Below are 17,894 nucleotides of genomic sequence, written 5' to 3'. Positions count from 1 at the left end.
ACACGAATAGCACGAATATTTTACACTAATGACACGAATTTTCATGCTATGATAGTGATATTTGTGAATGTATTAGTAGCATTTGTGGTTAAAAATCTAAACACGGAATTTCACAAGCACAAAGTTTTTTTTTCTAAATGTCCTTTTGTCTTGAAACAAAAGAACGAAAAGTTCAAGGCTGGAATCTTCCGCTAAAAATAAATTTTGTTCTCTAAAAATTCTAAACTTGCGCGAATTCAATATGAGTTATTCGATTCGAGGATAGTCTCGCGCTTCAAACAGAAGAATTTTTTTAACGTTCACAATATTTATTTTTTTAACGCTACAGCTTCCGAGGCCGGACACCCCCACCCAACTAGCCCGGCACGCATTTATCCGGCAGCTTCATCGAATCAATCAAAGATTGATTCTCTCCTTTGCATTCCTTAGACTATCCGCTATGAAAATAAATCTTTGCGTTTTAAAAAACGAATAGCTCCAATTTTTTGCACTAATGACACGAATATCTTTGTCATTATAGTGATATTCGTGAATCTATTTGTGGCATTTGTGTTTAAAAAAAAATTTAAACATTCAAAGATTTAAGCATTTAAAGATTCCTGTAAAATAAAAAAGGGCTGCTTTACGGATAAAGCAGCCCTGAAATTGTTTTTCGCTCAAATTAGCACTGAACAGTTCCACAAACGTGAAGTCTGTCCTGAGTTTTAATCGTATGAGTCGGGTGATCATGATCTCCTGCAGGAGCAATTCCTAAACCACCTTGTAATTTTTTAGACAGATCTTTGTCCAAAGCTGTTACGAAGCTTTCGATCTTAAGATCGTCGATGTTTAGCTTCATCTTTTTGTTGTTTTCCATAATAAAACATTTTTTTAATTTGGCCTACTCTTTAAAGGGTTTCGGCTTTCCCTTGTTGTAAAGATACTCATTTTATTGCAACATAGTTGCGTTTAAATGTTAAAATTTCACCCCAAACTGTAATTTAAAATTGAACGGATTACTTTCCTTATACATCCATGCCTCTCCTACCACAGCAGTCCAGTCGGAATTGTATCTTGGCTGTACATTTCCGTCGGTGATGTATCTTTTATTCAGTAGGTTATCCAATATTCCGCGGACAAACCATTTTTTATACTGATACATAATACTGGCATCCAGTTTTATAAAATCAGGAATACGGACTCCCGGTACATCGGTTTCACGAACCAATGCAGCGGTTTCACCCAACGCTAAAGAAAGCCCGTGAAGTTTTCCTTTCTGGAATTTGTACATCACCCAGGTATTGATCTGATGTCTCGGTACACTTGAAAATCTCTTTCCAACCAGTTCTGAAGCATACGGATCTTTTGAATACACGGAATTAATGTATGAGTAGTTCGCTGTCAGCGTAATATTGGGATAAATGGAACCGATCACATCGATCTCGATTCCTTTATTCCTTACCTGATTAAGCTGAGTCATGATTCCGGTAGCCGGATTTTGAGAGAATGAATTGTTCCTGATAATTCTGTAAGCACTCACAGAAGTGGACAAGAGACCATCAAACCAATCCTTTTTTAATCCGATTTCAGTATTATAACTTTCCAGAGGTTTCCACTCTTTTCCCTGTGGATCTGTCCCTGCCATCGGGTCAAAACTCTGATCATAAGAGAAGAAAGCGGCAAAATTCTTTTGAATCATATACGTCACGCCAACTCGTGGATTGAATGCATGATGTCTAAAGGTTTTGCTTTCCCCATCCAAAGTATAAGGCCCTTTAATATAGCGGTCCCTTGTATTTTTACTGTATCGGAATCCTGCATCTACAAATAACTTATCCCAGAATTTAAAAGTATTGTACACATAACCACCCACTGTTTTGTCTTTGGATGTGGTGTAATCAATCTGATCATCTGCTTCAGGCTGTGTCAGCAGATCACGGTCTATCCCATAATTCAGAAGGTTTCGGTTAAAAATAAATTCATTAGCGCCCTGAATATGTTCCGTATTGCTTTTACTGCTGTTAAAATCAACACCGGCAAGTACGGTATGAACGATATTCGGACTGATATTGTAGCTGCCGCTTACAAATAGCTGCGTATTATAAGTCAGGTATTTCTGTTTATTTCTGAAGCTGGAACGAAGTGCATTTCCTTCATCATCAAACATCGGCGGCGTGTAGCTGGCTGTTCCTCCCAGAAGGCTCCACTGATCCAACGGTGTACTTTTAATAGAAGATTGAGAAACTATTTTCCACTTATCACTAAAATTATGATTGAATACCAATCTTCCGTAATGTTCATCAAGTTTTGAGGTTGGTAAATTCGGATCACCCTGATAATTGGCTTTCCATGGATGCTTTTGAACCGTTTTCTCTGTTTCATACTGAATAAAATTGCTCGATTCCAAAGCTCTTCCCTGAATCATATTCCATTCGGCAATAAAGAATGTATTTTTACTGATATTGTACTGAACGACAGGTGCCACAACGAATTTTCGTCGTTTTGCATATTCTGCATAATAGCCCTGAGACTCATAAGCCGCATTAAACCGAAAAGAAAATCCTTTTTCCTTTACAGCACTTCCCAGATCCACTGCAGCCCGGTAGAAGCCAAAACTGCCGGCAGCGATATTGGCCTCCCCGATCCTGTTCGCTCGCGGAGCTTTGGTATTGATATTTAAAGAACCTCCTCCGGTCCCCATTGAATTGACAAAACCGGCAGGTCCTTTAATCACATCCACCTGCTCTATTAAGGACACATCTTCCTGCGAAAGCCCTCCAGCGAAAGAAGGAAGTCCGTTCCTGAAAGTGCTCACAGGACTGAAACCCCGTAACTGGGCATTGTACGTTCCGGCAAAAACATTTCCCGCTCCGGTAGCATCACCAATATAGATTCCGCTCACATTTCTAAGCGCGTCCTGCACATCAAAGGCGCCCTGAAGATTCAACAGGTTGCTTTTGATACTCACAATATTCTGTGGGATTTCCAGCAGCCTGTCATTTCGTTTCAGAGTTCCTGAAAGACTGTCTGTTTTAATCTGCTTCATAGCCGTTAATACTACTTCATCGATGTTCTTTGCAGACAGGGAATCTTTCTTTTCCTGCGCACATACTAAAGAAAACGTCCCCAAAAGGGCAGCTGTCAATAGGACGTTATTTTTCTTCATTTCGTCAATATTTATTGTTTAAATTTTCTGATCATGATCAATCCTCCGATAAAGCAAACCAGACTTATGATCCATAAAAACAGTGTTCCTGATATGAATTCTGATATGCTTACCTCGTGATGTTTTATTTTAAAAGTGGGTAGCTTCTTAAGTTCTTCAGGTGTGAACTTAGATATGGTCCGTATTCCGTCTTTCATGGAGAAAACCCTGTCATAGAAGTAGGTTTGCCATTCATGTTGGAAGTCTTTGACATCCTGTTTATATCCCTGATAATCTGCCCGGCTTGTTCTGGCTAAAAGGGTAAAAAGATGCTCCGTACTCTGAACAGGATTATATCTGATTAATTTATAGGCGGTCTGATTCGCCTTTTGATCTCCTTCCCATAAAGAATCAATGATTGCCTTCATACGGTTTTGCTTGATATAATAATAGCCTGCGAAAAAGGCATCATTTTGATTGTCAATAGTATCCGAAGGAATATAAGCCGAAGCATACCTCGGAAAGTTTTTGTAAAAGCTATCGACCACCATCTTAGGCTTCATGGCCCAGACTTCATCACTGATCTGCCTGTCTTTCTCTTCAAGATCAAGAAGTTTCAGATCGGAAGGATGTTGCATTTGTGCGGTCTTATTGATCGCCAGAGGCAGCAAAAACATCAGGAAAACCCAGAGTGCAATACAGGTGAACAGGTTGAACACACTGTTTCCATCCAGAGCAATAATGACAAAACATAGGGATATCCAGAGTACACAATAGGAAAACAGTAAAAAGATCCAGAGAAAAGCATCCTTAACCGACGGAAACCCCGATGGTGAGAGCAACATTCCTAAAATATTCACCATGAAAGCAGCTAAAAAAACAATGATGAAACGGGTCAGAAGTTTCCCGAATAATACCCTTTTTAAGGTTCCACCCTGAACAATCAGAAGATTACTGATTCCCTTTTCTTTTTCGGAAGAGATGACATTGTACACCAAGACAATGATCAGAAGCGGAATTAAATACAGATTGACATACAAAAGATCCAGTCGTCCTTCGAAAAGTATAGAAGGATTGATCATTTCCCGGTCAACAGCAGCATAATCCGTGTAATAATTCACCTTTTCAGTAACCGGAGTAATATCTTTTATTCCCGAAGCTAAACCCGCCAGCGGATAAGGTTGATCAAAAGTAATACGTGGATATCTGTAATCGATCACATAAGGATTTCCAGCATTTTCCGCCTGTTGTTTTTTCTCAATGCTGGCTGTATCTGTAAAGGCCAGGAGTGTATTATGATAGTCTTTAACAGATTCTTTTTTCGCTTCTTCAATGGCTGACAATTTGTTTTTGGTCAAAATATTCCCTGAATAAATCGCATAACCAGCAATGACAAAGAAGAAAAAGAACAGTATCCATACAGCAGACTGTCGGGCAATGTGTTTCCACTCGTATAACAGCAACATGATCTTATCCTTCATAGTTTACAAAATAATTTAGTTTAATAATGAGTCCGAAGGAAACGATCAATACTAAGCTCCAAAACAGCAAGGACCAAACCGCCGTCATATGATGTGAGATCACAGACCCGACAGACGGATATTCATATTGAAAATCCGGAAGACTGCTGTAGAAATCCCTGTTATTTTTTTGATTTTTCTCAGAGATGGCAAGCTGCAGCTCTCTTCTGTTGAGCCTGTCCATCATGTCATTTCTGTAATGTTCAGCTTTATTGAAAAAATCAATGTGATGGTAGACATCTGTTCCGGCAAGGCCCATGGATAATTGGCGTACCGCAATAAAGGGATTGATGAGTCCCATATTGTCCATAAAATTTTGTTGCTGTTCAAATTGATCTTCCACCTTTTTTGAATAAAACCTGTTCACTTTATTTTCATAGGCTTCGGCCTGTATAAGATCGAGGGCAAAACGAATTTTCTCCGGTAATTGACTGATATTATTTACATTAAACTGATTGAGATGTTGTTTCAGATTAGCTTCAGATCTTTCGGTATAAGGACCATCTTGACCAAGCCCTTTATCAAATCCTGTTTTTATATTATGCTCAAATTCGTGGTAAGAAGGAAGCGGATATTGACCGTCAGCTGCCGAACTGCTGAATTTTGGAATAAGCAGAACACAAAGGATCCAAAGCGTAATACTGGTCATCAATGAAGACCATGAAGACCGGCTGAATGCGGAGATCAGCAGAACAACACCGGAAATCAGAAAGAAATAAACCGTATATAAACCGAACCAGCAAAACGCTCTTACCAAATGACTGAAAGGTTCGTTTTCAAAAAACAGGCCTGCTACAATGACGGCAAACGGAGGAACGGTAAATAACAGAACTGCCAGATAAAGGGCCATGAATTTTCCGGTAGCCAGATGTCCAAACGTAGCGCCCTGCACAGACAGAAGTTTTAAAAAACCTTTCTCACGTTCGGAGGAGATGCACGAAAATCCCAAACCAATAACAAATAACGGCATCAGCCACTGAAAAAAAAACGCAGAATTAAGATCCGGTATTCTCATAAAGGCCTCCAGATCCGGCAGTCTGTTAGAATGTATCTGTGGGCGTTTGTGCGCCTCAACTCTATAATAATTTTCAGAATAAACAGCCGTCCCCGATTCCAAAAGGGACAAATAACTTACAGGCTTAAAAAGGAAAGTTCCCCAATGCGCCGCGCTGTGATTGCTGCGGTCCTGATCCTTCCATTCGCTGTCTATAACTTCTTTAGCTTCCTTATTTTTAAGAGAAGTGGCACTGAGTTGCGTATAATTGCTTCCCCAAACCCCAAGCAAAATCAAAATATAAAACAATACAAATATTTTCAGTCCATTTTCCTGAAATACCCTAAACTCATGTTTAGCCACTAAAAATGTTATCTTTAAATCCGTCATTCATTTATATTTGACTGTTTCACCTTTGAGTAATCTCTGATATGAAACTTCTGAAACAATTTCATTTGCAATACCTAATTAGAATCAATCGGTTTCACTAAACCACTATTGCAACATTGTAGCAAAAGTAACAATTAATTTCAATAATGCACTATTGTTGCAATAAATTATTCGGCAAAATTTTTAATCCTTAATTTAAATATGGAATTTGCCTGTGAATCTGGCAGAAGTATTAATTACGATCAATCTGAATTATCTCTGCATATAATCCATGTATATTTCCTCCAGTCCATTGGCGGTGACTCCTGAGGTTTTCATTTCTTTAACCAGTACTCCACTTTTAAGAATTCCAATACGGCTGCATGTTTCTCTTACCCGGAAAATATCATGAGAAGCCATGAGTATCGCAGCTCCTTCATCAGCCAGTTTTTTAAGCAAAGCAGAAAGTTCATTACTAGCCAGCGGATCCAGACCACTAGCCGGTTCATCCAGTAAATAAACCTTAGCTTTTTTCGCATAAGCAATGGCAATACCTACTTTCTGCCTCATCCCTTTGGAATAGGCTCCTGTTTTTTTGTTGTGCGAATCCCTTTGCAGTCCACATGATGTCAAAATACCGGAAAGTTCTTCCGTACTGTAATTCTTTCCAGCCAGTTTGCAGAAATAGTACAGATTTTCAATACCTGTTAAATACGGATAGAGATTGACATTTTCAGGAATATACCCAATGATTGCTCTCGCCTCTTTTGCAGATGTACTTGTGTCAATCCCATTAAGAAGTGTAGTCCCGGAATCGGGTTTTAAAAATCCCAACAACATATTCAAGGTGGTAGATTTTCCGGCACCATTCGGACCCAGTAAACCATAGATTTCTCCTTCTGCTACGGATAAAGAAAGTCCTTTTACCGCTTCTTTTCCATTGTATGATTTCCTTGTATTTTCAATCCTGATCATAATCTATATTGTGTTTGATTTAAATGCTCTATCGTCATCTTTAATGCAATAATGTTTCAAAAATAAAGATTATATTTGTTACTGCAACAATATGGCATTAATTATATTGAAATTTATTCAGAAATCATGAAACAGTCTAGAAATACAATAGCAAGAAAAGAAATCACAAGGCTCATCCACGAATCCGGAGTCGCTTTGTCCCATGCGGAATTGCAGGGTCTATTGGATGGACTCTGCGATCGTGTAACTACTTACAGAGTACTGGAAAGATTAATGGATGAAGGCATCATCCATAAAGTGGTGGATATTGACGGTACCATCAAGTACGCGGAATGTCATACCTGTACAACGGAAATTCATCATCACGATCATCTGCATTTCAGTTGTGAGCAGTGCAAAACAGTGACGTGTGTAGAAGATGTGGAGCCAAAAATTAAATTACCGGTAAGCTACAAGGTTCATAAAATAAATCTGACGGTATCGGGAATCTGTCCGAACTGCCAGTAATTATCAGTATTTTACTTTGAATTATTAAAACACGAATTGCACAAATAGTTTTCACAAATGACACAAATATACAAGACGTAATAGTGTTATTCGTGAAAACTATTTGTGGTATTTGTGGTTAAAAAAAAGTATTTAAAATCTTATAATTTATTTGACGCAAAGCTTTATCTAAAAAGCTTTTGACTTCAAGGGGAGCAAAGGGTTATGGCTTCGCCATTGACTAAGCAGACGTTTTATCCAAGCGCTTCATCGAATCAATTGCAAATTGATTTTTCTCTTTGCTTTGCTGAAACTATACGATGTTATGCTAAAACTTTGCGTTTATTAAAACACGAATTACACTAATATTTTTCACTAATAACACCAAATATACTGGCCGTAAATTAGTGGTATTTGTGAAACACATTTGTGGTATTTGTGGTTAAAAAAATCGAAAATCACACCGTCATTCCAATATCAATTCCTTTGATTTTTCTGTAAAGATCGGTGGCGAAATTATCCGTCATTCCTGAAACAAAATCGACTACACCCAGCACTTTCTGATAGTCTGTCCCTTCTTCATAAACGAACTGTCTCGGAAGAAGTTTCAATGCTTTTTTATCATAAGATTTTCGCTCATCTTCAGGCTTCAGAATAGAAGGAATGAAGTGATCAAGAAGTTCATACATAACGTTGTACCCTGCATTCTCAATCTCTACGACAGCTTTATGGTTGTAGATTTTTTCTATAGAGAATGCTTCGATGTCCTGTAGCGCACGGTTTTCAGATTTATAAATATCAAGAAGTCCGTTGTCCAGATTTCCCTGGAGAATAGTTTCAAAATTATGTTTATAGATCTCAAGCGATTTATTGATTAAAGCATTGATGGCTTTAGCACGCAGATAAGAGATCTTCTCGTTTTCATTGGAAATGGAGGCCAGCTTATTTTTTACTTTGTCCATATCGCTGCTTTCAGATTTGATCAGCTCAAAAAACAGGTTTTCACAGTCTGACGTGGATACAATTCCCAGTCTGTGAGCATCTTCCATATCAATGATATTGTAGCAGATATCATCCGCAGCTTCTACCAACCATACGAAAGGATGTCTTTTGAAAATATAAGGTTCTTCGTTTTCTAAAATTAAATTCGTTGCCTTGGCGATTTCAAGGAAAATATCTTTCTCATTCTGGAAAAACCCGAATTTTTTTCTGTGAATAATTCCTTTTTTCTTGGCAACGGCTTCACAAGGATATTTGGCAATACTGGCGAGTGTAGAAAAAGTCAGCTGAATTCCACCATCATCTTTCCCCTGCTGACGCTGTGCCAGAACTCTTATCGCATTGGCATTTCCTTCAAAGTTCACCAGATCTGCCCATTCCTTTTTATTAAACTTTTGCTTCAGATCTTTTTCATTTCTTTCAAAATAACTTGCAATGGCATCTTCTCCAGAATGTCCGAATGCCGGGTTTCCTACATCATGACATAAACAGGCAGCGGCAATCACGTTTCCTAAATTATGAAGATAAAAGTTTTTTGAGTCTTCGGTAAGCTCATTTTTATAGGCATCAAAGATAAATTCTCCGATAATACTTCCCAAACTACGGCCTACAGACGAGACTTCCAGCGAGTGCGTCAGCCTGTTGTGTACAAAAACACTTCCGGGAAGAGGAAAAACCTGGGTCTTATTTTGCAGTCTTCTGAACGCAGAAGAGAAGATAATTCTGTCGAAATCTCTCTGAAAATCAGTTCTTGAAGCTTTAGTATGCGGGTTGTTTCCTGTACGCTGATTCGTGAAAATCTGGTTTAAATTCATCATTTTTCAAAATTACTCCAAATTTTATTTTTACGGAATAGTATTTGAACTTTTCTTGAAAACCAAAGCTATGCCTGAAGGTCCATCCATACTTTTAATGAAAGAAAACCTGCTGCCTTTTGTCGGAAACACCGTGACAGAAGCTTCGGGTAATGCTCAATTTGATAAAGAACCGCTGATCGGACAAACGCTTAAGGAGATCCGTACTTTCGGAAAACAGACCTATCTTGTTTTTGATACGATGGCGGTTCGGATTCATCTATTGATGTTCGGATCATACAGTGTGGATGAACAAACGAAACCGGATAAAAGTCTTCGTCTGTCTCTTCATTTAAAAAAAGGCAGTCTGTATTTCTACACCTGCTCCGTAAAGGCGGTAGATCTGGAATTTCTGTCAACGATTGACTGGGAAGCTGACATTATGAGTGAGGCCTGGAGTCCTGAAAAAGCGGAAAAGAAACTGAAATCCAAACCTGAGATGATGGTCTGTGACGCGTTGATGAATCAGGATATCTTTTCAGGTGTTGGAAATATCATTAAGAATGAAGTGCTTTTTAGAATCGGAGTTCAGCCTGAAAGTCTGGTGGGAAATCTTCCTTCCAAAAAATTAAAGGAACTGATTGCTGAAGCCAGAAATTACAGCTTTGATTTTCTTAAATGGAAACGGGAATTTACTTTAAAACAACACTGGCTCGTTCATACAAAAACCATTTGCCCGATATGCGGTCAGAAGCTTGTAAAAAAGCAGACAGGACTTGGGAAAAGACGGAGTTTTTACTGTGAAAAAGATCAGAAATTGTATTAAACTGTCTTTTATCTCCAATTCATTCAGATCCTTATTTACAAAATCTATTTTGAAGAATGCTTTTTCCATTTACGGAAAAGGCTGGAAACATCCTATATTTGGGAAAATTCTAAACATTCTGATTCAATGAGCAACAATAACCTTAAAAACTTAAATTCTTAAACAATGACCGACAACACATGGCTAGACCGATGGAATGACCGATACAGCAGCGAAGAATTCGCTTATGGAACCGAACCTAACACATATTTAAAAGAACAGCTTGAAAAACTGGAACCGGGCTCTATCCTGTTTCCCGCCGAAGGAGAAGGACGGAATGCGGTTTTTGCGGCTATAAAAGGATGGAAAGTCTCAGCTTTTGATATCAGCAGTGAAGGAAAAACTAAAGCTTTACAGCTTGCTAAAAATAATAATGTGAGCATTGATTATCAAGTCGGAGAACTTCAGACTTTGAATTTTAGAGAGGAACAGTTTGATGTGATTGCGCTTATCTATGCTCATTTTCCAGCGGATATCAAATCCTCTATTCATAAAGCACTTGACCAATATCTTCGTAAAGGAGGCCTGATTATTTTTGAAGCTTTCAGTAAAAGCCATCTGGATTATGTTTTGAAAAACGAAAAAGTGGGTGGACCAAAAGATATCGGATCTTTATTCTCCATTGATGAAATCAAAGCTGATTTTCCTAATTACGATAGTATTGAACTGGTGGAAAAAGAAATTGAACTTAATGAAGGTTTATTTCACAACGGAACTGGTTCGGTGATCCGTTTTACAGGGAGAAAACGCTAAGTTTACGCTTCAGGATTAAGGAACCCGCCGGCATATTTTGCAAAAAAGTCAGATCTATATACTTCACCCAGAGGAATTTCTGATTCGTCTATATAGATATTATGATTGTCAAATGAATCGATGAAATCCATATTGACCACATAGGATTTACTTACACGCAGAAACAGTTCCACTGGAATTTTCTGGTGAATAGTTTTCAGGTTCATGGCTGTAATAAGCTTCTGCTGGCGGGTATGAATAACTACATAGTCTTTTAAAGCTTCAATAAATTTTATATCTGAAATGTTGACTTTATAAAATCTACGGTCTGCCTTAATGAATAAAAATTCAAGAGTATTGGATTCTACCGTATTTTTCACGGTATTCTTAGACAGTAGTTCTTTATACAAAACGGCTTTATTGATCGCTTTTTCTAACCGTTGTTTGTCAATGGGTTTCAATAAATAATCTATAGCATCAAGCTCATAGCTTTTCAAGGCATACTGCGAATACGCTGTTGTGAAAATGATCAGGCTCTGTTCCGGCAGCATTTCTGCGAATTCCAGCCCCGTGACCATGGGCATTTCAATATCCAGGAAAATAAGGTCTACGTCATTGGTTTTAAGGAAATCAAGGGCGGAAGGTGCATTGGAAAACTCTCCAAGAATTTCAGTCTTTGAAGTTTCATTGATCAGCGAGCGCATTTCTGCTCTTGCCAGAGGTTCATCATCTACAATTATACAATTCATACAGGTGTTTTTAAATTGACGGTATATTCTTTGTCTCCGGAAATAATATCCAGCTCGAATGCGTTACCATACAGCAGTTCAAGTCTTCTTTTGATATTGGCTAGCCCCAGTCCGCCATAATTGGCATTAGAGATGGTCAGACCCGGGTTCATAGAATTGGTGCAGATAAAGTGAAGGGTTTTATTTTCTACTCTAATATCTATTTTTACATAAGATTCTATACTGCTAATATCTACACTATGCTTCACTGCATTCTCAACGAAGGTGGTGAATAAATTCGGGGGAATAAAAGTCGTCTTGATAGTTCTGTCATTCAGATTTGCATTGATTGTAAAGTAGAAATTATCCCTTCTTATTTTTTCAAGGTTAAGAAAATTAGACAGAAAATCTATTTCTGAAACGAGCAGTGTTTTCTCCTCACCGTTCTCATACAGCTGATATCTTAAGAATTCCGAAAGCTTGACGATAACCACAGATGCTTTTTCCGGATCTGTTCTGGTGAGCGCTTTGACATTATTCAGCATATTAAACAGAAAATGCGGATTGATCTGATTACGAAGCTCATTCAGTTCCATCTGCAACGTCAGATTTTTAAGTTCCGTGATTCTTTTGGTATCACTGATCCATTTCTGTAGCAGTTTCACAGTAGTGGTAGTCAGAATAATAGGAACACACATCAATATTCCCTCATAGATGCTGCCTCTATCCCCTTCCTTTTTTATATTTTCCACCCTGAAATCTTCAAAGAAAAATTTAAAACTATAGCCTATCATATTCAGTCCGGCAACTCCCATCATGATCAACAGGACCAGATACGTTACATATTTTGTTTTAAAGAAAAACCTGGGTACGAGAACATAAATATTGATATACACCATTCCAATCAGTACACTATACACAAAGAATAGGACGTAATACTGATAGATCCCGGAATACCAATGCCAGAATCTTGCGCTGTACAGCAGAAAGAAAAAGAAAATAAGGAACAGCACATGCCTGCGAAGCCTGAAGCGGTCTTCCACCAAAAAGTCCATGACAAGCGTTTCCTTAAATTTTGGCGTACCGTTCATAATATTCTGTCAGTTTTAATACAAAACAAAAATAGAGAATAACGTAAAGAATATCTATAATATTATACAAACCCTGCTTTTTTTTATACGAATTTTAAAAGAGGTGGATTTCGTATAAATTAGAAGTGGTTTGGTATAAAAACAAATTTCCGCAACTTAATTCTCTTTTCCTTTGTCCTGTCCAATTTTTTTATGCTTATGGAATTAGCCGTTTTTCAGGAACTTACAGAAGAAATAACCTTAGAATGTTTTTATATGACAGAATCCCAGCAAGAGGAGAAAGTAATACAGCTGATTGACCTGCACCATTTTGTGGAATGCTACCATTCGGAGATCAGGATTTTAAGCTACATCCAACATCCTATTAATATTGTAGAAGAAAATGGGGTTAAAAAAGGAATTTTATTTTTTGATATTAAACATTTTGCTCCCTTCGACTGGAATGCTTTTGAAGAGTTTAAAAGACGAAATCATATCAAGGAGCTCTGGTTTGTCTTTGTAGAAGAAGATCCGATTCCTGATACCCTCCGTCATACCGATTTTATCATCGAAAACAGTTTAGAAATCTTTTATGATAAAATATTTGTGTTCAATTTTTTTCAATCTGCCATTCAATCTTTAAAATAAAACCATGAAAACACTGAGAAGAGCTCTTATTCCCCTTGCCATGTTCCCGTTAAAGAATATTGTCTATGCCCAAAAAAGAGACAGTATTCCACTGAAAGTAAGAGCTTATTTTGCAGATAAATTTCCCCAGAACCGGGATCTGAATATTGAGTTTACCCAAACGGCGCCTTTTCAGTTTTCATCAAAGCTTGATGGAAAAGACCTGCCTGACAACAAAGTGAAAAGTTTTCAGCAACTGAATGCCGGTGCCAATATTTATCTGGTGAAAAAGAAAACCTGGCTTCTCAGCACTTCTTTAAATTATCGCTATATAGCCTTCAATACCGAAGAACCTATTATCCCGGAAACAGATAAAAAGAATGATTTTCATTACCATTCTGAGGCGATTAATTTCAGTTATTTTTCAAAGCTATTCAATAAAGTCGCGATATATACAGCCTCTGCATCTGTAGACGGAAGTAATCAACATTTTGAAAGAATAAGAGGAATGGTGACGGCTTCCGTTGTTTTGAAGGCTACTCCAAAAACAAAAATGCTCATCGGTATTGCCGGTTTTATTGATCCGAGTGCACAGGTTCCCATCCTCCCAATCTTTACGTATGAAAACAGGTTCAATAACGGCTGGATGCTGGATATTCTTCTTCCTAAAAAGATATTGGTAAGAAAGGATATTTTCGCCAACGGCAGAATTTCCCTGGGAACGGAGATGGATAATACTTCCTTTTATATGTACAAGAATAACAGAACATTTGAATTCCGGCAACTGGAGATCAATTCCGGAGCTATTTATGAACACAATTTAGGCAGTAATTTTATTGGAACTTTAAAAACAGGAATCAGAGCGGTGCCGCGCGCCAGGGTTTTTGATAAGGAGGAATCTTTTAGAGACTATATTTTTGAAGCCAGTTATAAACCCTCATTCTATTTCAATGTCGGAATATCTTATAATCCTTTTGGAAAGCCTCGAGCAAAATGATTTCAATTTTCTGGAAACCTTTAAAGAGCTTTGGAAAAACCAAGACCGGAATTTTTGAAGGTTTTTAGGATGATTTTAGATTTTGGCTAAAGCCGTTGGTTGTGTTTATTTTTTTAAGTGGGCTAAAGCCCACTCCTATTGAATTTTAATATGTTTGGACTAAAGCCTGTGGCTGTTATCTATTTTCCGGGTGAGCGGGCTAAAGCCCACCATTGAATTTTAGTAAGGTAGATTTAATCATTTTAATCTTTAAATCAAACCACCTCAATGCGTCCCCATTTTTGAAAACACATTAATGACGATTACCCCAATAACAATCAGTGCAATTCCTATGATGGCCGGCAGATCCGGAACCTGCTTAAAAGCAATGATTCCAATCATCGTGATAAAGACAATTCCTACACCCGACCATATCGCATAGGTGATTCCTACAGGAATGTGACGCAATGTAATGCTTAGAAAGTAAAATGCTGCGGCATATCCTATTACGGTCACTACAGATGGCAAGAGTTTTGAAAATTCTTCAGATTTTTTCAGAAAAGTAGTCGCGATGATCTCGAATATGATCGCCAATGCAAGAAAAATATAACTGCGTCCCATATGACTCGTTTTCTACAAAAATAGGGAAAAGCGGTCTCTTTTCACGGAAAAATCTCTATTAAAATCTCCGGAAACAGCAAATTCTTAGATTCAAAACAGGTACCTAATTCGCTTTATGTACCAATCCTTTCCTGGGCATTTTAATATGAAAATCAGGGTGTTAAAAAGATCCACATCAATACACTAACTGGTGATATTTATCCAGTCAATTTATTATAAAACATTTACATGGAATAAAATAATCTGTCACAAAAAAGTCTGACAGTGAGAGTTTCAACCTGTCAGTATTTCATATAGATGTGACAAATGTTTCCAATTGATGTCACATAATCTGACGGCTTTTAAAAATTTCATGATAAAAATGAGTTGCAAATAATAAGTTTACTTAACATAATATTTCTTCCACTTCCCAAAATCTGACGTTCAAAAACAAAGTTAAAAGTGAATATTATGCATCGCATTTCTTATTTTTTGTTTTATCAAGTCCAATATAGAAGTGTTCAAACCATTGTCAACTTTTTATTTTTTTACAGATAAGACAATAAATATATTAATAATTTCTTAAAAACATATTAATTTTTTGTAAACAAAAATTCAATATAAATTAAGTTTACAAACATATAACACACTGATATACATCATGATTATTTGCTTTGGCACGTGATTTGAAAGTTGTAATATTGCAATTAGAAAATTGATAAAATAAAGTCAAATAATTAAATAAAACAAAAATGGTAACTTACATCGGTATCGCAACATGTTTAGTAGTGTTCACTTCTTATTTCATGACAGTAAAAAGAGAACAAAGAAACTAAGTTCTATTAAAAGAAATTTTATAGAACATCTATATTAATTGTATTGTTTATGTTTTTCAATCTGAATACTCAGATTCTGCTCTTTTACTCACTGGAGTAAAAGGGCCCAAAAACATAACCCCTTAACTGAATTTCATAGCAAATTTTATATATCCAAATAGTCAAGCCGAACAGATTGTTCGGCTTTTCTTGTCAATATCATCTTGCAATTTAAATTTTGGCTAAAGCCTGATGAATCATGGTTATTTTATAAACGGGCTAAAGCCCGTTCCTATTGAATATGATTTGATGAATCATTTAACTTTATTGATGATTTATATTTCATTCTGTTCTTTTGTCTTGAAACAAAATGAACCAAAAATTCAAGGCTGGAATCCTTCGCTAAAAATAAATGGTGTTCTCTAAAAATTCTAAACTTGCGCGAATTCAATATGGGTTATTCTATTAGAAAACAGTTTCACGCTTCGAACAGAAGATTTTTTTAACATTTACAATATTTATTTTTTTAACGCTCCAGCTTCCCAGGCCGCGATTTCCGCCTTAACATTCAATGAAAGCGTTTTTGTTCAATGTTCCTTCACTGGCCTACCCGCTTATTCTATTTCAGGTCCCTGAAAATAATTCCATAAAACTTTATCTTTGTACGGATAAGAATCATTTTTTAGTTTTTAGCATGAATCTGTACAATCTCATCATTCAGGATAAAGAGGAAGTAACCCTCAACGACGTATTTCTCGGCAGCAATAACCGGGACCAACTGGTGCAGCTTATTAAGGAACACAACTATGTCAAAGAACTGCAGGAATACGGACTTCCTGTGAACAATAAGATTCTTCTCCAGGGAAATTCCGGTTGTGGGAAGACCATGACTGCAAAAGCCGTCGCTAACGCTTTAGGTAAGAGTATCCTGATCTTAAATCTCAGCAATATTGTTTCTTCGCGGATTGGGGAAACTTCACAGAATATTAAAATGATTTTTGATAAAGCTGCCAGGGAAAGGTCTGTCCTTTTTCTGGATGAACTCGATCAGATCGGAAAAGCGCGTGGAAGCGACGATAAGGATGTAGGTGAAATGAGAAGGCTCGTCAATACACTGATTCAGCTGATTGACTATTATCCCGAAAATGCCTTGCTGCTATGCGCCACCAATCATGCGGAGATCATAGACACGGCCCTATTGAGACGCTTCCAGCTGAAGATTAACTACGAGATGCCATCTGCTGAATTCCTGGACACCTTTTACGATAATCTACTGTCTAAATTCCCGGAAGATCTGAGAAATATAGACAGAAAGCACAACATTTCTTTTGCTGAGGCGAAAGACCATGCATTGACCTCCGTAAAATCGGCACTGATCAAAAAACTGGAATCCCGGGAAATCACACAGCCATGAAAGAAGACATCATCCACAACCTTGAGATCATCAATGACAGAATAAAGAAAGCCTGCGAAAAATCAGGCAGAAATCCTGATGAAGTCAGATTGCTGCTGGCAACGAAAACGGTTTCTGCAACACATATTAAAACAGCTTTAGAAAACGGCCAGACCTTAATTGCTGAAAATAAAGTTCAGGAGTTAAAAGAGAAATATGAAGACCTGAAAAATACGACCCATGAAAATCATTTTATAGGACACTTGCAAACCAATAAGATCAAGGATATTTTAAAATATGAGGTGGTTTGTGTACAGTCTCTGGACCGCCTGGATCTTGCAGAGAAACTTCACCAAAGGCTTTTATCGGAAGGAAAAACAATAGATGTTCTGATCCAGGTGAATACATCCGCTGAGGAAAGTAAATTTGGAGTCCATCCTGATAAAGCTATTGAACTGACCAGAAAAGTTTCCGAATTCGGCACATTGAAGATTAAAGGACTTATGACGATCGGTCTTTTCAGTGCAGAAACAGAAAAAGTAAGACCTTGCTTTAAAATCCTGAAAAACCTGCAACAGGAAATCATCAGTCAGAATATTCCCAATGTAGAAATGAAGGAGCTTTCTATGGGCATGAGCGGCGATCTGGAAACGGCGATTGAGGAAGGTTCTACTATCGTACGGGTTGGAACAGCGGTATTTGGAGCTAGGGTGTATCCGGATAGTTTTTATTGGAATGAGGGCGGAGTTTGAGTTTTAGAGTTTTAGAGTTTTAGAGTTTTAGAGTTTTAGAGTTTTAGAGTTTTAGAGTTTTAGAGTTTTAGAGTT

Annotated in this window: 16 protein-coding genes; 7 read left to right on the top strand and 9 right to left on the bottom strand. The window is 37.4% G+C overall.

Annotated features, from left to right (window positions below; translation table 11 throughout):
- Positions 1-661: 661 nt before the first annotated feature.
- The 5 genes from N0B48_RS19235 to N0B48_RS19215 all read right to left on the bottom strand — a co-directional run bounded on the left by N0B48_RS19235 (position 662) and on the right by N0B48_RS19215 (position 6,982).
- Positions 662-856, bottom strand: coding sequence for a pinensin family lanthipeptide (locus N0B48_RS19235; protein ID WP_034725104.1), 195 nt, complete (start codon positions 854-856; stop codon positions 662-664).
- 99 nt (positions 857-955) lie between these two features.
- On the bottom strand, positions 956-3,145 hold the full coding sequence (locus N0B48_RS19230) for a TonB-dependent siderophore receptor (RefSeq protein WP_259840607.1): 2,190 nt from the start codon (positions 3,143-3,145) through the stop codon (positions 956-958).
- Between the two features lie 11 nt (positions 3,146-3,156).
- On the bottom strand, positions 3,157-4,605 hold the full coding sequence (locus N0B48_RS19225; RefSeq protein WP_259840605.1) for an ABC transporter permease: 1,449 nt from the start codon (positions 4,603-4,605) through the stop codon (positions 3,157-3,159).
- On the bottom strand, positions 4,595-6,028 hold the full coding sequence (locus N0B48_RS19220) for a DUF3526 domain-containing protein (RefSeq protein ID WP_259840603.1): 1,434 nt from the start codon (positions 6,026-6,028) through the stop codon (positions 4,595-4,597). The genes N0B48_RS19225 and N0B48_RS19220 overlap by 11 nt, the downstream gene beginning before the upstream one ends.
- 252 nt (positions 6,029-6,280) lie before the next feature.
- Complete coding sequence (locus tag N0B48_RS19215; RefSeq protein WP_259840601.1) at positions 6,281-6,982, bottom strand: ABC transporter ATP-binding protein; 702 nt, start codon at positions 6,980-6,982, stop codon at positions 6,281-6,283.
- Positions 6,983-7,108: 126 nt separating this feature from the next.
- Here N0B48_RS19215 and N0B48_RS19210 point away from each other — a divergent pair, with 126 nt between their 5' ends.
- Positions 7,109-7,489 (top strand): Fur family transcriptional regulator, encoded by a 381-nt coding sequence (locus N0B48_RS19210; protein WP_034725096.1) that lies wholly within the window; start codon positions 7,109-7,111, stop codon positions 7,487-7,489.
- Between the two features lie 437 nt (positions 7,490-7,926).
- On the opposite strand, the gene N0B48_RS19205 is transcribed toward N0B48_RS19210, so the two are convergent.
- The gene (locus N0B48_RS19205; protein WP_259841172.1) at positions 7,927-9,282 is read right to left on the bottom strand and encodes a deoxyguanosinetriphosphate triphosphohydrolase; all 1,356 of its coding nucleotides are present in this window, start codon (positions 9,280-9,282) and stop codon (positions 7,927-7,929) included.
- A gap of 70 nt (positions 9,283-9,352) precedes the next feature.
- On the opposite strand from N0B48_RS19205, the gene N0B48_RS19200 reads away from it, so the two are divergent.
- Positions 9,353-10,087 carry a DNA-formamidopyrimidine glycosylase family protein gene (locus N0B48_RS19200; protein WP_259840598.1) on the top strand — a complete coding sequence of 245 codons (735 nt, stop codon included), beginning with the start codon at positions 9,353-9,355 and terminating at the stop codon, positions 10,085-10,087.
- A gap of 165 nt (positions 10,088-10,252) precedes the next feature.
- Complete coding sequence (locus N0B48_RS19195; protein WP_259840596.1) at positions 10,253-10,879, top strand: class I SAM-dependent methyltransferase; 627 nt, start codon at positions 10,253-10,255, stop codon at positions 10,877-10,879.
- Positions 10,880-10,881: 2 nt separating this feature from the next.
- On the opposite strand, the gene N0B48_RS19190 is transcribed toward N0B48_RS19195, so the two are convergent.
- Entirely contained in the window at positions 10,882-11,607 is a 726-nt protein-coding gene (locus N0B48_RS19190) for a LytR/AlgR family response regulator transcription factor (RefSeq protein WP_259840594.1), read from the bottom strand.
- Positions 11,604-12,677, bottom strand: coding sequence for a sensor histidine kinase (locus N0B48_RS19185; protein WP_259840591.1), 1,074 nt, complete (start codon positions 12,675-12,677; stop codon positions 11,604-11,606). Before N0B48_RS19185 ends, N0B48_RS19190 begins: the two co-directional genes overlap by 4 nt.
- A 198-nt stretch (positions 12,678-12,875) precedes the next feature.
- Between N0B48_RS19185 and N0B48_RS19180 the strand changes: the two genes are divergently transcribed.
- On the top strand, positions 12,876-13,304 hold the full coding sequence (locus N0B48_RS19180) for a hypothetical protein (protein WP_259840589.1): 429 nt from the start codon (positions 12,876-12,878) through the stop codon (positions 13,302-13,304).
- 4 nt (positions 13,305-13,308) lie between these two features.
- The gene (locus tag N0B48_RS19175) at positions 13,309-14,280 is read left to right on the top strand and encodes a DUF6268 family outer membrane beta-barrel protein (RefSeq protein WP_259840587.1); all 972 of its coding nucleotides are present in this window, start codon (positions 13,309-13,311) and stop codon (positions 14,278-14,280) included.
- Between the two features lie 264 nt (positions 14,281-14,544).
- Here the strand turns inward: N0B48_RS19175 and N0B48_RS19170 are convergent, their stop codons facing one another.
- Positions 14,545-14,880 (bottom strand): DMT family transporter, encoded by a 336-nt coding sequence (locus N0B48_RS19170; protein ID WP_259840585.1) that lies wholly within the window; start codon positions 14,878-14,880, stop codon positions 14,545-14,547.
- A 1,488-nt stretch (positions 14,881-16,368) separates the two neighbouring features.
- Between N0B48_RS19170 and N0B48_RS19165 the strand changes: the two genes are divergently transcribed.
- Both N0B48_RS19165 and N0B48_RS19160 read left to right on the top strand, forming a co-directional pair.
- Complete coding sequence (locus N0B48_RS19165; protein WP_259841170.1) at positions 16,369-17,088, top strand: AAA family ATPase; 720 nt, start codon at positions 16,369-16,371, stop codon at positions 17,086-17,088.
- Positions 17,085-17,819, top strand: a complete 735-nt coding sequence (locus tag N0B48_RS19160) for a YggS family pyridoxal phosphate-dependent enzyme (protein WP_259840583.1) — start codon at positions 17,085-17,087, stop codon at positions 17,817-17,819. Before N0B48_RS19165 ends, N0B48_RS19160 begins: the two co-directional genes overlap by 4 nt.
- The last annotated feature ends 75 nt before the right edge of the window (positions 17,820-17,894 follow it).

Origin of the sequence: Chryseobacterium herbae, assembly GCF_025154075.1 — a bacterium.
In the GTDB taxonomy this organism is placed as follows: domain Bacteria; phylum Bacteroidota; class Bacteroidia; order Flavobacteriales; family Weeksellaceae; genus Chryseobacterium; species Chryseobacterium herbae.
Note: the sequence above shows the minus strand (reverse complement) of the source record. Positions and strands in the feature narration are given on the sequence as shown.

What these genes read in the sequence shown, in the direction of transcription:
- N0B48_RS19235 (WP_034725104.1), bottom strand. Translation starts at nt 856, where the DNA reads ATGGAAAACAACAAAAAGATGAAGCTAAACATCGACGATCTTAAGATC.
- N0B48_RS19230 (WP_259840607.1), bottom strand. Translation starts at nt 3,145, where the DNA reads ATGAAGAAAAATAACGTCCTATTGACAGCTGCCCTTTTGGGGACGTTT.
- N0B48_RS19225 (WP_259840605.1), bottom strand. Translation starts at nt 4,605, where the DNA reads ATGAAGGATAAGATCATGTTGCTGTTATACGAGTGGAAACACATTGCC.
- N0B48_RS19220 (WP_259840603.1), bottom strand. Translation starts at nt 6,028, where the DNA reads ATGACGGATTTAAAGATAACATTTTTAGTGGCTAAACATGAGTTTAGG.
- N0B48_RS19215 (WP_259840601.1), bottom strand. Translation starts at nt 6,982, where the DNA reads ATGATCAGGATTGAAAATACAAGGAAATCATACAATGGAAAAGAAGCG.
- N0B48_RS19210 (WP_034725096.1), top strand. Translation starts at nt 7,109, where the DNA reads ATGAAACAGTCTAGAAATACAATAGCAAGAAAAGAAATCACAAGGCTC.
- N0B48_RS19205 (WP_259841172.1), bottom strand. Translation starts at nt 9,282, where the DNA reads ATGAATTTAAACCAGATTTTCACGAATCAGCGTACAGGAAACAACCCG.
- N0B48_RS19200 (WP_259840598.1), top strand. Translation starts at nt 9,353, where the DNA reads ATGCCTGAAGGTCCATCCATACTTTTAATGAAAGAAAACCTGCTGCCT.
- N0B48_RS19195 (WP_259840596.1), top strand. Translation starts at nt 10,253, where the DNA reads ATGACCGACAACACATGGCTAGACCGATGGAATGACCGATACAGCAGC.
- N0B48_RS19190 (WP_259840594.1), bottom strand. Translation starts at nt 11,607, where the DNA reads ATGAATTGTATAATTGTAGATGATGAACCTCTGGCAAGAGCAGAAATG.
- N0B48_RS19185 (WP_259840591.1), bottom strand. Translation starts at nt 12,677, where the DNA reads ATGAACGGTACGCCAAAATTTAAGGAAACGCTTGTCATGGACTTTTTG.
- N0B48_RS19180 (WP_259840589.1), top strand. Translation starts at nt 12,876, where the DNA reads ATGGAATTAGCCGTTTTTCAGGAACTTACAGAAGAAATAACCTTAGAA.
- N0B48_RS19175 (WP_259840587.1), top strand. Translation starts at nt 13,309, where the DNA reads ATGAAAACACTGAGAAGAGCTCTTATTCCCCTTGCCATGTTCCCGTTA.
- N0B48_RS19170 (WP_259840585.1), bottom strand. Translation starts at nt 14,880, where the DNA reads ATGGGACGCAGTTATATTTTTCTTGCATTGGCGATCATATTCGAGATC.
- N0B48_RS19165 (WP_259841170.1), top strand. Translation starts at nt 16,369, where the DNA reads ATGAATCTGTACAATCTCATCATTCAGGATAAAGAGGAAGTAACCCTC.
- N0B48_RS19160 (WP_259840583.1), top strand. Translation starts at nt 17,085, where the DNA reads ATGAAAGAAGACATCATCCACAACCTTGAGATCATCAATGACAGAATA.